At 71.3% G+C, this 12,143-nt stretch carries 13 protein-coding genes and 1 tRNA gene; 8 read left to right on the top strand and 6 right to left on the bottom strand.

Features of this window, described 5'->3' with window-relative positions:
* Nucleotides 1-32 precede the first annotated feature (32 nt).
* The 4 genes from ACFO9I_RS01275 (at nt 33) to ACFO9I_RS01260 (ending at nt 3,713) form a co-directional block, all read left to right on the top strand.
* A complete protein-coding gene (locus ACFO9I_RS01275; protein WP_379177018.1) occupies nt 33-1,055 on the top strand; it encodes a sulfate ABC transporter substrate-binding protein in 1,023 nt (340 codons plus the stop codon).
* 108 nt (nt 1,056-1,163) lie between these two features.
* Nucleotides 1,164-1,907 carry a sulfate ABC transporter permease subunit CysT gene (gene cysT / locus ACFO9I_RS01270; protein WP_379177017.1) on the top strand — a complete coding sequence of 248 codons (744 nt, stop codon included), beginning with the start codon at nt 1,164-1,166 and terminating at the stop codon, nt 1,905-1,907.
* A complete protein-coding gene (locus ACFO9I_RS01265; RefSeq protein WP_379177015.1) occupies nt 1,900-2,733 on the top strand; it encodes a sulfate ABC transporter permease in 834 nt (277 codons plus the stop codon). Before cysT ends, ACFO9I_RS01265 begins: the two co-directional genes overlap by 8 nt.
* Nucleotides 2,730-3,713 (top strand): sulfate/molybdate ABC transporter ATP-binding protein, encoded by a 984-nt coding sequence (locus tag ACFO9I_RS01260; protein WP_379177013.1) that lies wholly within the window; start codon nt 2,730-2,732, stop codon nt 3,711-3,713. Before ACFO9I_RS01265 ends, ACFO9I_RS01260 begins: the two co-directional genes overlap by 4 nt.
* A gap of 33 nt (nt 3,714-3,746) precedes the next feature.
* Here the strand turns inward: ACFO9I_RS01260 and ACFO9I_RS01255 are convergent, their stop codons facing one another.
* On the bottom strand, nt 3,747-4,826 hold the full coding sequence (locus ACFO9I_RS01255; protein ID WP_379177011.1) for a hypothetical protein: 1,080 nt from the start codon (nt 4,824-4,826) through the stop codon (nt 3,747-3,749).
* 4 nt (nt 4,827-4,830) lie between these two features.
* Nucleotides 4,831-5,322, bottom strand: a complete 492-nt coding sequence (locus ACFO9I_RS01250) for a YajQ family cyclic di-GMP-binding protein (protein WP_379177009.1) — start codon at nt 5,320-5,322, stop codon at nt 4,831-4,833.
* A 122-nt stretch (nt 5,323-5,444) separates the two neighbouring features.
* Here ACFO9I_RS01250 and ACFO9I_RS01245 point away from each other — a divergent pair.
* Nucleotides 5,445-5,526, top strand: a tRNA-Tyr gene (locus ACFO9I_RS01245).
* A 45-nt stretch (nt 5,527-5,571) separates the two neighbouring features.
* Here the strand turns inward: ACFO9I_RS01245 and ACFO9I_RS01240 are convergent.
* Nucleotides 5,572-6,681 (bottom strand): CapA family protein, encoded by a 1,110-nt coding sequence (locus ACFO9I_RS01240; protein ID WP_379177007.1) that lies wholly within the window; start codon nt 6,679-6,681, stop codon nt 5,572-5,574.
* Nucleotides 6,682-6,826: 145 nt separating this feature from the next.
* Here ACFO9I_RS01240 and ACFO9I_RS01235 point away from each other — a divergent pair, with 145 nt between their 5' ends.
* Complete coding sequence (locus ACFO9I_RS01235; protein WP_379177005.1) at nt 6,827-7,597, top strand: ribosome hibernation promotion factor; 771 nt, start codon at nt 6,827-6,829, stop codon at nt 7,595-7,597.
* Between the two features lie 9 nt (nt 7,598-7,606).
* Here ACFO9I_RS01235 and ACFO9I_RS01230 read toward each other — a convergent pair whose 3' ends face one another.
* The gene (locus ACFO9I_RS01230; protein WP_379177003.1) at nt 7,607-7,933 is read right to left on the bottom strand and encodes a hypothetical protein; all 327 of its coding nucleotides are present in this window, start codon (nt 7,931-7,933) and stop codon (nt 7,607-7,609) included.
* The gene (locus ACFO9I_RS01225; protein ID WP_379177001.1) at nt 7,836-8,762 is read right to left on the bottom strand and encodes a phosphodiesterase; all 927 of its coding nucleotides are present in this window, start codon (nt 8,760-8,762) and stop codon (nt 7,836-7,838) included. The genes ACFO9I_RS01230 and ACFO9I_RS01225 overlap by 98 nt, the downstream gene beginning before the upstream one ends.
* Nucleotides 8,763-8,841: 79 nt before the next feature.
* Between ACFO9I_RS01225 and ACFO9I_RS01220 the strand changes: the two genes are divergently transcribed.
* Entirely contained in the window at nt 8,842-10,116 is a 1,275-nt protein-coding gene (locus tag ACFO9I_RS01220) for a hydroxyacid-oxoacid transhydrogenase (protein WP_379176999.1), read from the top strand.
* Between the two features lie 19 nt (nt 10,117-10,135).
* Here the strand turns inward: ACFO9I_RS01220 and ACFO9I_RS01215 are convergent, their stop codons facing one another.
* Nucleotides 10,136-11,005 carry a TetR family transcriptional regulator gene (locus ACFO9I_RS01215; RefSeq protein ID WP_379176997.1) on the bottom strand — a complete coding sequence of 290 codons (870 nt, stop codon included), beginning with the start codon at nt 11,003-11,005 and terminating at the stop codon, nt 10,136-10,138.
* 168 nt (nt 11,006-11,173) lie between these two features.
* On the opposite strand from ACFO9I_RS01215, the gene ACFO9I_RS01210 reads away from it, so the two are divergent.
* A complete protein-coding gene (locus tag ACFO9I_RS01210) occupies nt 11,174-12,127 on the top strand; it encodes a cyclase family protein (protein ID WP_379176995.1) in 954 nt (317 codons plus the stop codon).
* The last annotated feature ends 16 nt before the right edge of the window (nt 12,128-12,143 follow it).

The following is a 12,143-nucleotide window of genomic DNA, read 5'->3' as shown; positions in this document are numbered from 1 at the left end:
CCCCGGGTGCGCCGGGGCGGGAAAGAGATGCGATGAAGACAACGATCAAGGTTGCGGCGGCCCTGTCCGTCGGGGTGCTGGCCTTGACCGGATGCTCCAGCGACGCCTCCGGCAGCGACTCCAAGACACTGAACCTCGTGGGCTACTCGGTCCTCGAGCAGGCGAACGCCGGTGTCATCAAGGCATTCCAGGACTCCGACGCCGGCAAGGACGTCGACTTCAAGGAGTCCTACGGTGCGTCGGGCGACCAGAGTCGCGCCGTGACTGCGGGCCAGGATGCCGACGAGGTCCACCTCTCCCTCGAACCCGACGTGACTCGGCTCGTCGACGAGGGCATCGTGGCCAAGGACTGGAAGGACAACGACACGCAGGGGATCTGCACGCAGTCCATCGTCGTGATGGTCGTCCAGTCCGGGAACCCCAAGAACATCACCAGCTGGTCCGACCTGACCAAGCCCGGCGTCGGGATCGTGACCCCGAACCCGGCCTCCTCCGGGTCCGCCAAGTGGAACCTGCTGGCGGCGTACGGCTCGGTCCTGGCCGACGGCGGCAGCGATGCGGACGCCCAGCAGTACATGAAGGACTTCTTCGCCAACGTCGTCGCCCTGCCCGACAGCGGTCGTGACGCAACCACCGCCTTCACCGGTGGCACCGGCGACGTCCTCCTCTCCTACGAGAACGAGGCCATCCTCGCCCGCCAGAGCGGGACCGACTTCGACTACGTCGTCCCCGACTCCTCGCTGCTCATCCAGAACCCGTGCGCGCTGACCGACGGTGCTGCCGACGGCGCCCAGGAGTTCATGGACTTCCAGAAGAGCGAGGCCGGCCAGAAGCTGTACGCCGAGACCGGTTACCGCCCGTTGACGGACGTCGGCGACGTGACGGTCAAGGGCGCCAACGACGAGAGCGACCCGTTCCCGGAGCCCGCCACCCTGCTCACGATCGACAAGGACTTCGAGGGCTGGTCCGTGGCCAACGACAAGTTCTTCGGTGACGGTGAGGACGGTGCGCCGCTCGGCATCATCACGAAGATCCAGGGCGACTCGGGCCAGTAGGCGATGGCCACCGCATCTGTTGCGGTCGAGAGCCGATCGGCGCGCAGGCGCCGGTCGGCTTCGGCCGGTTCTCTGACTGCCGGCTCGAGCCTCGGGCTCGGGGTGGCGATGATCTGGTTCAGCCTGCTGGTCCTGATCCCGCTCTCCGCCGTCATCGTCAAGGCCGCCGGTGGCGGTTGGTCGACGTTCGAGCACGTGCTGAGCAACGAGCAGACCCGCTCGGCGCTCCAGCTCACTGTGCTCTCCTCGCTGGGCATCACCGCGCTCAACATGGTGATGGGCACGGTCATCGCCTGGGTGCTGGTGCGTGACCGGTTCCCGGGCAAGGCGATCATCGACCTCGTCATCGACATCCCGTTCGCGATGCCGACGATCGTCGCGGGGCTGGTCCTGCTCTCCCTGTACGGCCCTCAGAGCCCGATCGGCGTCCAGGTGAACGGAACTCGGTGGTCGGTCCTGCTGGCCATCGCGTTCGTGACCCTCCCGTTCGTCGTCCGCACGGTCCAGCCGGTGCTCGAGGAGCTCGACACCGACGTCGAGGACGCGGCTGCGTCGCTCGGGGCCGGACGGTTCACGACCTTCCGGCGCGTGGTGCTCCCCTCCCTGGTGCCGGCGATCTTCGCCGGCGCCGCACTCTCCTTCGCCCGAGGGATCAGTGAGTACGGCGCGCTGGTGCTGATCAGCGGCAACCTGGCCGGTCGCACCGAGGTCGTGTCCGTCCGCCTGTTCTCGTTCCTCGAGGGCGGGAACACGGAGGCCGCGGCCGCGGTCGCGACGATCATGCTGCTGGTGGCCCTGCTGGCGATCGTCGCCCTCGACGTGCTCCAGCGACGGGTGGCCCGACGTGGCTAGCACGAGCGCGGCCGTCGGCAACGGGTCGCCGGTCGTCAGGTGGGTGCTGCGGCTGCTCGTCGTGGGCTACCTGGTCATGCTCGTGGCCTGGCCGACGGCGTTCGTCGTCCAGCACACCTTCGCCAACGGCCTCGAGGGCATCCGGTCCGCCCTGGCGGACCCTGACGTCGTCCACGCGCTCAAGCTCACCCTGCAGGTCGCCGTGATCTCCGTCGCGATCAACACCGTCTTCGGTGTCGGCATCTCCCTGCTGCTGGTCCGCTACCGGTTCGTCGGTCGTCGCACGCTGTCCGTGCTCATCGACCTCCCGCTGTCGGTCTCACCGGTCGTGGTGGGTCTCGCGCTGGTCCTCGTCTACAACGGGCGCTTCGGCTGGTTCGGCCCCTGGCTGGAGTCGCACGGCGTCCAGATCGTCTTCGCCGAGCCCGGGATGGTCATGGCCACCTGCTTCGTGATCCTGCCGCTGGTGGTGCGCGAGGTCGTGCCGGTGCTGGAGGAGCTCGGCGACGACCAGGAGCAGGCCGCCCGGAGCCTCGGCGCCAACAGCTGGCAGACCTTCCGTCGGATCACCCTGCCGGGCATCCGCTGGGCCGTCGTCTACGGCGTGGTGCTGAGCCTGGCGCGCGCACTCGGTGAGTTCGGCGCCATCAAGGTGGTCGCAGGCAATGTCGGCGGTGACACCCAGGTCGCCACCGTCCTCGTCCAGCAGAAGTACCAGAACTTCCAGCAGGAGACGGCCTACTCAGTGGCCTTCATGCTCGTCCTCGCGGCCGTGATGTGCCTCGTCGTCGTCGCCCTGCTGCGCCCGAAGGAGGGCAAGAAATGAGCATCGAGATCAAGGGAGTCAGCAAGCGGTTCGGTGACTTCGTCGCGCTCGACGACGTCACCGTCTCGCTGCCCACCGGACAGCTCACGGCGCTGCTCGGGCCGTCGGGCGGAGGCAAGTCCACGCTGCTGCGCATCATCGCCGGGCTGGACTCGGCCGACGAGGGCACGGTCAGCATCGAGGGGACCGAGGCGACCCACCTGCCGCCACAGCGGCGCAACGTCGGCTTCGTCTTCCAGCACTATGCCGTCTTCAAGCACATGACGGTGGCCAAGAACGTCGCGTTCGGCCTGGAGATCCGCAAGCGTCCCAAGGACGAGATCGCCCACCGGGTCGACGAGCTGCTGCGCCTCGTGCACCTGCAGCAGTTCGCGCACCGGCTGCCCTCACAGCTCTCCGGCGGCCAGCGCCAGCGCATGGCGCTGGCCCGTGCGCTCGCCGTCGAGCCGAAGGTGCTGCTGCTCGACGAGCCGTTCGGCGCGCTCGACGCCAAGGTCCGCAAGGAGCTGCGTGACTGGCTGCGCCGGCTGCACGACGAGGTGCACGTCACCACCGTGTTCGTGACCCACGACCAGGAGGAGGCCCTCGAGGTCGCCGACGAGATCGTGGTCGTCAACGAGGGCCGCGTCGAGCAGATCGGGACGCCGGACACGCTCTACGACGAGCCGGCGAACGACTTCGTCATGGGCTTCCTGGGCGAGGTCACCCAGCTGGGCGGGGTCACCCTGCGCCCGCACGACATCAACGTGGCGACCGCGCCGACCCTCGCCGGTGCCACCGCGGGGACCGTCGTCCGGCTGCTCCGCGTCGGTTTCGAGGTCCGCGCCACCGTGGCGACCGACACCGGCGAGGAGGTGACGGTCGTGATGACCCGCACTCACGCGCGGTCCCTGGGCCTGGAGCAGGGGAGCAAGGTCTGGCTGACGCCGGAGCAGGGCGCCACGATGGTCCCCTCGATGCGGTCGGTGGCCGTCAGCTGAGCCCCGGGGGCGCCCGGACCCCGCGCCGCCTGGTCACCGCGGCAGGAGGTGGACGGACCCGACGAAGCGTCGGACGTCGGCCGCCTCCTGCCGCCACTGGCGGGGAGTGCCGCCCCACGTGACCTGCAGGTCCGGGGTGCTCACCGTGACGAGCCGCCAGGTGCCGGCCGGCCCGCCGTAGGTCGCCGCGCGCTCGCGGGTGAACAGCCAGGTCAGCCGGTCCGCGGGCCGGCCGTCGAGCCTGGCCACGCCCTGCTCGAGGCGTACGCCGTGGACGTGCCGGTGCTTGCGGCGCAGTGTGTCGGCGAGCTGCGCGAGCGTCCGCCGCGGCGCGGGCACCACCTCGGCCCGACGCTGGAGCGACCCGCGACCGGGCTGGAGGTAGATCCAGCAGAGCCCGCCGAAGGAGTCGATCGACTCGGTCTGGGGGATCGGGGCACGGAAGACCGCCGTCCGACCGTGGCCGGCGCAGGTGCGCACCCGGGTGTGCACGAGCGAGACGCTGGCGGTGACCCTCGCGTAGTCGCCCTCGCGGGTGCTGCGGCCGTGCGGTGTCGTCCACGCCAGCCGCACCCCACGGGCCAGGGCGGTCCGCTCCTGGAGGTTCTGGCCGTCGCAGTAGCAGAAGTAGTCCAGCTGCTCACCTCGGTGGCCGCCGAACACCGGCACGTCCTCGGCGTACACCACCTCGCCCAGCTGCCCGTCGCCCTGACCGGGTGCGGTGTAGGGGTCGACGTCGCGCTCCTTCACCGACCGAAGCGTCGGCCCGCGGCCGAAGGAGACCGTGAGCACGCGGGTGAACGGGCCGGGGCTGAACGAGCACGAGCGCCCCCGGCTCTCGGTCGGGACGAAGCCGGGTGGCAGGGCGAGGCGTACGGCGAGGCCGCTGTTGCCGCGCGCCCGCAGGTCGGTGCAGGTCGACCGTGACCAGCCCGCCGGAAGTGCTGCGCGCTCGGCCGGGAACGGCTGCGGCGGGCCGGACAGCTCGACCGGCGGCCGCGCCCTTGCGGAGCCGCCGGGTGGTCCCTGCGGCTCGGGCGACCCACCGGTGCAGCCGGCCAGCGCCAGTGCGGACGCGACGGTGACGGAGACCAGGAGCGCCCGAGCCGTCATGACCTCAACGGTAGTTCGTGAACTGCACCGCGAAGTCGTAGTCCTGCTGCTTCACCAGGGCGATGACGGCCTGGAGGTCGTCGCGCTTCTTGGACGAGACGCGGAGCTCGTCGCCCTGGATCTGGGCCTTGACGCCCTTGGGGCCCTCGTCGCGGATCAGCTTGGAGATCTTCTTCGCGTCCTCGGAGCTGATCCCCTCCTTGAGCGTGATCGAGATCTTGCTGAGCTGGCCCGACTGGCGGGGCTCGGAGGCGTCGAGGACCTTCAGGCTCACGTCCCGCTTGACCAGCTTGCCCTTGAACACGTCGAGCACCGCGTTGGCGCGGTCGTCGGCCGACGCGCTGATCTCGATGGCGTGCTCTCCCTGCCACTCGATCGTGGCGCCGGTGCCCTTGAAGTCGAAGCGGGTCGCGATCTCCCGGGCGGTCTGGCCGAGGGCGTTGTCGACCTCCTGGCGGTCGATCTTGCTGACGATGTCGAACGACGAGTCGGCCATGGTGTCCTCCAGAGGTGCGGTGCGGCGTCGTGGAACCCCCGGCATTTTCTTCCGCCGACGGGGCTGCGCTATTCTTTCGCCTTGTTGTCGGGCGGGCCAATCGGCCTCCGGCAGCGCCCTGAGGCAGGTTGCCCGAGCGGCCAATGGGAGCGGACTGTAAATCCGTCGGCTTTGCCTTCGAAGGTTCGAATCCTTCACCTGCCACTGACGCCCCGGTCATCGACCGGGGCGTCAGACATTTCAGGGCCGTCAGCGCCGGCCCAGCTCGATCCGGTCCCCGGCGACCTGCAGACGGGTCCGGTGCGCGCCGCTGGCGCGGTCCAGCGTCCGGGCGAGCCAGGCCACGTCGGCGGGTCCGGCACGCTCGAGCCGGAGCCGGCGCGAGCGGAACGGGAGCAGCGCGAGGGAGTCCAGCGCCCCGCGGCGGTCCACGGTGACGCGGAAGAGCAGCCTCAGGTCGCCGCGGTACTCCTCGTGGCCGCTGATGCCCTCGTAGTCGTTGACGAGGTCCCCGCAGCCGTAGAGGATCAGCCGCCCGCCGTGCACCTCGACCGGTCGTGGGTGGTGCGACGAGTGCCCGTGGACGATGTCGGCCCCCGCGTCGACCAGGCGGTGCGCGAAGCGGACCTGCTCGGACGGGACGGCGTGGCCCCAGTTCGACCCCCAGTGGAGGGAGACGACCACCACCGCCCCCCGGTCCTTCTCGCGGCGGACCCGCTCGGCCACGGCGTCGGCGGTCGCCCCGGACAGGTCGGGGAGCACGGCCAGGCCCGGCCGGTCCGGCGTCGCTGCCCAGGCCGCCGGCACGCCGCTGCTGCCGTGTCCGAACGCCAGCACCGCCACCCGGCCCCCGTTCACGCCCACGATCGCGGGCGCGCCCGCCTGCGTGAGGTCGGCACCGGCCCCGACCGGGGTGAGGCCCGCCGAGCGCAGGACGTCGAGCGTCTCGACCAGGCCGCGCGGCCCGAAGTCGAGGGTGTGGTTGTTCGCCAGCACGCAGGCATCCGGGCGGGCGAGGCGCAGGCAGCCCACGTTGGCCGGGCTCATCCGGTAGTTCACCGCCTTGTGGGGCGCGAAGTCGCTCGAGCGGGTGATGGCGGTCTCGAGGTTGACGACCCGGACAGCCACGCCCGGATCGAGCATCTCGCCCAGCGCGTCGCCCCAGGGCCAGGCGTCCTCGACGGGAGCCGGGACCGGGCCCGAGACCGCCTCCGCGAGCTCGACGTACCGTCGCGCGTTCCGCACGCTCGCCTCCTGCAGCCGCGGGTCACCCGGGTGCGCGAGGACCTGGTCGACACCGCGGCCCAGCATCACGTCGCCGCAGAGGACGATCGTCATCCGGTCCCCGGATCGCGCCATGGTCCCAACATCCGCCCGCCGAGCGGTCGACGTACCGGGCCGTCTGCCGCGCTCGAGCGGGACCTTGGCCACTGCCCGGGCGCGGCCGGGGGGCGTTGCATCGAGTCGAGGCCGGCCCGATCGGGCCGGGGGAGCGAGGATGTCGGTGTCTGCTGGGTCGGCCGAGGTGCAGGTGACGTTGCGGGAGCACGCAGGTGCGCGGGATCGGGACTACGCGCGGGCCAAGGTCGAGCAGGCGCTCGAGGCGACGGCGAGCGGCGTCCTGAGCGCCCACGTCGTCCTGGAGCGGCGTGCCGACCCCGCGGTGAAGCGGCCGGCCCGGGCCGAGGCGACGGTCGAGCTCGGGGGCGTGACGCTGCGGGCGCACGCCGTGTCACCCACGATGACCGAGGCGGTCGACGAGATGGAGTCCCGGCTACGCCGCCAGCTCGTGCAGGCCCGCGACCGCAGCCGGACCCGGCACCGGTGGACGGGGGTGGCCTCGGAGCACGAGTGGCGCCACGGTGACCTGCGCCGTGAGCCGGTGCCGTGGTTCCCGCGTCCCGCCGAGTCCCGCGAGGTGGTGCGGCACAAGTCGTTCGCGGTCACGCCGATGACCGTCGACGAGGCGGCCTTCGAGATGGACCTGCTGGACCACGACTTCTACCTCTTCACCGAGCTCGAGTCGGGGGAGCCCGCACTCGTGCACCGGCACCCGAGCGGCGGGTACGGCGTCTCCGGCGGGGGCGGCACCCCCACGGTGGCGACGGTGACGCACGAGCCCGGGCCGCCGACACTGACCGACGCCGAGGCCCGCACCCGCATGGACGCGGGGGAGGAGACGTTCGTCTTCTACCGCGAGCCGGAGGGCGGCGAGGGACGCGTGCTCTACCGCAGGTACGACGGCCACTACGGCCTGATCACCTGCGCCGCCTGAGCCCGGCGGCTACTCGCAGGCGGTGGCGTACTCCACCGTGCAGCTGTCCGTGCCGGGTCCCCCGTCCGCGATGTCGGTGCCGTCCCCGCCGTCGGCCACGTCGTCCCCGCCGCGCAGGTCGATGACGTCGTCGCCGGCACCGGCGCGCACGACGTTGTCGGTATCGTCGCCGCGAAGGGTGTCGTCGAACGCGGATCCGATGATGTCCTCGATGCCGAGGGCGGCCCTGTCCGCTGGACTACACCTGCAGCTCGCCGGTGTTGAGCGGCGAGTCCTTGCGCGAGACCAGGTCAAGGCGCTCCTCGGGAGACATCGCCTCCACCGCGGCGGCCACATCGGCGGGGAAGCCGGTCACCTCGGGCGCCTCGGCCAGTGGGACGACCGTGTGCACCACGCGGTCGTCGTACAGGTGCATGAGCGTGACCGCCTGGTGCCCGTCGACACCGGAGACGAAACGGTCCAGCGGCGCAGGATCCATGGTGTAGCAGGTCGCCGCAGCGACCGAGACCGGGACGCCGGCGAAGGTGGAGTACGACGAGAAGTGGAAGTGGCCGCCGATGATGGCGCGCACGTCGGTGCCGGCCACGACCTCGGCCAGCCGGTGCTGGTCGAGCAGCTCGATGATCTGGGCGGCGGGCACGGTCGGCACCGGGATCGGCGGGTGGTGCAGCGCCAGCAGGGTGCCGTGCGGCGCCGGCGTCGCCAGCTCCTCGCGCAGCCAGTCCAGCTGGCCGTCGGTCAGCTCGCCGTGGTGGTAGCCCGGGACGCTGGTGTCCAGGGACACGATGCGCAGGCCGTCGACCTCGTGCACCCGGTCCTGCGGTGCGTCACGGTCCGCGGGGCCCGCCCCGAAGAGGACCTCGGCGTACGGCGCCCGCTCGTCGTGGTTGCCCATCACCCACACCACCGCGGCGCCCATCCGCGCCGCCGCCGGCTCGACGATCTCGCGGAGCCGGCTGTAGGCCGCCGGCTCCGCACGGTCGGCGAGGTCGCCGGTGAACACCAGGGCCTGCGGGGGCGGGTCCAGCCGGGCGAGCCGGTCTAGGGCGCGCTCCAGACCGGCCGCGGTGTCGACCACGCCGTACTGCAGCCGGTCGGCGAGCAGGTGCGGGTCGCTGACGTGGGCGATCGTGTGGCGCGGGGCGGGGTACTGACCGAGCTGCACGCGGCCAGCCTAGGCGGCGGTCGTCCTGTCCGCGGGTCTATAGGGTGGCGAGACGGTCACGCTCTCGAGGAGGACGACGATGTCGCAGCAGTCCGAGACGGTCTTCACCTACGGCGCCCCCCAGCTGAAGTTCGGGTCCGGTGCGTCCGACGAGGTCGGCTACGACCTGTCCCAGTACGGCGTGTCCCGCGCGCTCGTCGTGACCGACCCGGGGGTGGCAGCGACCGGGCTCCCGCAGCGCGTCGCCGACCAGATGGGCCGGTTCGGGATCGAGGCCCGGGTCTTCGACGGCTCCCACGTGGAGCCGACCGACGAGAGCATGCAGGAGGCGGTCGACTTCGCCCGCGACGCCGGCCCCTTCGACGCCTACGTCGCCGTGGGCGGCGGCTCCAGCATCGACACCGCCAAGGCCGTCAACCTGATGATGACCAACGACGGCGAGCTGATGGACTACATCAACGTCCCTGTCGGGAAGGGCGCGAACCCCGCCAGGCCGCTCAAGCCCCTCGTCGCGGTGCCCACCACGGCCGGCACCGGCAGCGAGAGCACCACCGTGTGCGTGCTCGACGTCCTGAGCCTCAAGGTCAAGACCGGCATCAGCCACCCGCGGCTGCGACCCACGCTGGCGGTCATCGACCCCGACCTGACCCTCACCCAGCCGCCCGGCGTGACCGCGTCGTCCGGCATGGACATCCTCTGCCACGCGCTGGAGAGCTACACCGCGCGCTGGTACACGACGTACGACAAGAAGCAGCCCGAGCAGCGGGTGCCCTACTGCGGGTCCAACCCGATCGCGGACATGTGGTCGGAGAAGGCGATGTCGCTGCTCGGTGCGTCGTTCCGTCGCGCGGTGCACCACGGCGACGACCACGAGGCCCGCCACGACATGGCGCTGGCGGCGACCTTCGCCGGGATGGGCTTCGGCAACGCCGGCGTGCACATCCCGCACGCCAACGGCTACCCGATCGCCGGGCGGGTGCGCGACTTCCACCCCAAGGACTACCCGGCCGACCACGCGATGGTGCCGCACGGCATGTCCGTGGCGCTGACCGCGCCCGAGGCCTTCCGCTTCACCTTCGACGCCGCGCCGGAGCGGCACCTGCGCGCGGCGGCGCTCCTCGACCCGTCGCTCCCGCCCGGCGGCGACGCCGACACGCTGCCGGGCGTGATCACCGACCTGATGCGCGACATCGACATCCCCAACGGCATCGGCGCCGTCGGGTACGCCGAGGGCGACGTCGACGACCTGGTCGAGGGGACGCTCAAGCAGCAGCGGCTGCTCGCCACCTGCCCCAAGGACGTGACGGCGGAGGACGTCGCCGGGATCTTCCGGCGCTCGCTCGAGCTCTGGTGACACCGCCGGGGCGGCGCGCTCACCCGGCGCGGTGGCCCAGCAGGCCGAGCGCGAAGCGGCTGTACTCCGACGCGATCTGCTCGGGCGTGGTCGGCCCGTCGGGGTGGAACCACTGTGCGAGCGAGGTGCACATCGTCGCGATCGCCTTGCCGGCGTCGTCCGGGTGGCCGACCCGCAAACCGCCCTGCGCGATCGCGTCCGCGATCTGGCCGTCCAGCACCTCCTGCACGTAGCTGCGCAGCTGCGCGATCCGCCTGTAGCTCGCGGGCTCCAGGCTGCGCATCTCGCTGGCCCCGATGAAGGCCAGGTCGTTGCGGCGCGCGTGGTAGAGCGCGAGCGCCTCGACGACGAGGGCGACCCGGGAGACGGGGTCGTCGCCCTCGTCGCGAGCCTGCTCGACCCGCCAGATCAGGTCGGTCATGGTCAGGTCGAAGACGCGGACCAGCAGGTCCTGCTTGCTCGGGTAGTGGTGGTAGACGCCCGGGACGCTCATGTTCGCCAGCGCCGCGATCGAGCGCATGCTCGCGCCGTGGTAGCCGATCGCCACGAAGGCCCGGATGGCCCCGGCCAGCACCCCGTCGATCGGGAGCGGCGCGAAGTCGCGCCAGTGGCCGGTCGGCGACGGAACGGTCGGCTCGGCCGGGTGCGCCGGCGCGGGGTGCGCGACGGCCGGAGTCCCGCCCGCGAGCAGGGCGGCGACGGGCACGTCGAGGATCTCCGAGACCCGGCGCAGCCGCTCCACCGACAGGCGGGTCCGGTCGTTCTCGATCGCGCTCAGGGTGGCGGCGCTGACCCCCAGCCGCGCGGCGAGGTCGCGCAGCGTCAGGCCGTGCAGCAGCCGCTGACGGCGCACGGCGGCTCCGGGGGTGACTCGTTCCTCGGGCTCCATGAGTTCAGGTTATCCAAACAAAGTGCGAATGCCCGGATGGCGCGCGCTCACCGGGTTCTCAGGCACTGTTCAGGCTCGGAGTCGTTGACTTCCGCAAGAAGCGCGTGTGACGCTGCTCTCATCCTGTTCAGTTTGCCGAGCGATCGCTCCGTCTGCCTGGAGGTTCAGATGACTGCAGTGCCCACCATGGATGAGCTCCTCAAGGACGCCCCGAGGAACTGGGGGAAGTGGGGACCCGACGACGAGATCGGCGCCCTGAACTACCTCACCGCCGAGGAGGTCCTGCGCGGGGTCCAGCACATCCGCTCGGGCACGGTCTTCACGCTCCAGCGGCTCATCGGGGACCCGAAGGGTGACCCGGTCTGGCCCGGTCGCAAGCCCGCCGAGCGCACGATGATCCTCGACGAGTCCTCGTGGGACGGTGAGGACGCCCCGCAGTTCCCGGGCGGCCTGCACTACGCCGACGACAAGATCGACGCGTTCCTCCAGGGCTCCACGCAGTACGACGCCCTCGGTCACGTCTGGTACGGCGGGCAGATCTGGAACGGGTACGACGCCCGCTCGACCGTGGGCGGCCTCGACAAGGCCAGCGTGGCCCCGATCGCGGAGCGCGGCGTCGTCGGTCGCGGCATCCTGCTCGACATGGCCCGCTACCGGGGCAAGGAGAACCTCGACAAGGCCGAGACCTTCACCCACGAGGACCTGATGGCCTGCGCGAAGGCGCAGGGCACCGAGATCGAGAAGCACGACATCGTCATCATCCGCACCAACTTCCTGCGGCTCTTCTTCGAGCAGGGTGACGCCTTCTACGAGGGATTCTGCGAGCCCGGCCTGACCTACAGCCCCGAGCTCGTGTCGTGGTTCCAGGACATGGAGATCCCCAACCTCGTCACCGACACGATCGCCAACGAGGTCACGACCGACCCCGAGAACGGCACGGCGCTGCCGCTGCACTGCGCGCTGATGCGCAACCTCGGCGTGACGCTGACCGAGATCTGCGACCTGGAGAAGCTGGCCGCGTCGTGCGCCGAGGACGGGCAGTACACCTTCCTCTACGCCGCCGCGCCGCTGAAGGTGAACCAGGCCAGCGGCTCGCCGGTCAACCCGCTCGCCATCAAGTGACGAGCGCGCAGGGAGG

The sequence above is a fragment of the Nocardioides sp. GCM10023255 genome (assembly GCF_042653125.1).
Lineage (GTDB): Bacteria > Actinomycetota > Actinomycetes > Propionibacteriales > Nocardioidaceae > Nocardioides.
Note: the sequence above shows the minus strand (reverse complement) of the source record. Positions and strands in the feature narration are given on the sequence as shown.

What these genes read in the sequence shown, in the direction of transcription:
- ACFO9I_RS01275 (WP_379177018.1), top strand. Translation starts at nt 33, where the DNA reads ATGAAGACAACGATCAAGGTTGCGGCGGCCCTGTCCGTCGGGGTGCTG.
- cysT (WP_379177017.1), top strand. Translation starts at nt 1,164, where the DNA reads ATGATCTGGTTCAGCCTGCTGGTCCTGATCCCGCTCTCCGCCGTCATC.
- ACFO9I_RS01260 (WP_379177013.1), top strand. Translation starts at nt 2,730, where the DNA reads ATGAGCATCGAGATCAAGGGAGTCAGCAAGCGGTTCGGTGACTTCGTC.
- ACFO9I_RS01255 (WP_379177011.1), bottom strand. Translation starts at nt 4,826, where the DNA reads ATGACGGCTCGGGCGCTCCTGGTCTCCGTCACCGTCGCGTCCGCACTG.
- ACFO9I_RS01250 (WP_379177009.1), bottom strand. Translation starts at nt 5,322, where the DNA reads ATGGCCGACTCGTCGTTCGACATCGTCAGCAAGATCGACCGCCAGGAG.
- ACFO9I_RS01240 (WP_379177007.1), bottom strand. Translation starts at nt 6,681, where the DNA reads ATGGCGCGATCCGGGGACCGGATGACGATCGTCCTCTGCGGCGACGTG.
- ACFO9I_RS01230 (WP_379177003.1), bottom strand. Translation starts at nt 7,933, where the DNA reads ATGTGGCCGCCGCGGTGGAGGCGATGTCTCCCGAGGAGCGCCTTGACC.
- ACFO9I_RS01220 (WP_379176999.1), top strand. Translation starts at nt 8,842, where the DNA reads ATGTCGCAGCAGTCCGAGACGGTCTTCACCTACGGCGCCCCCCAGCTG.
- ACFO9I_RS01215 (WP_379176997.1), bottom strand. Translation starts at nt 11,005, where the DNA reads ATGGAGCCCGAGGAACGAGTCACCCCCGGAGCCGCCGTGCGCCGTCAG.
- ACFO9I_RS01210 (WP_379176995.1), top strand. Translation starts at nt 11,174, where the DNA reads ATGACTGCAGTGCCCACCATGGATGAGCTCCTCAAGGACGCCCCGAGG.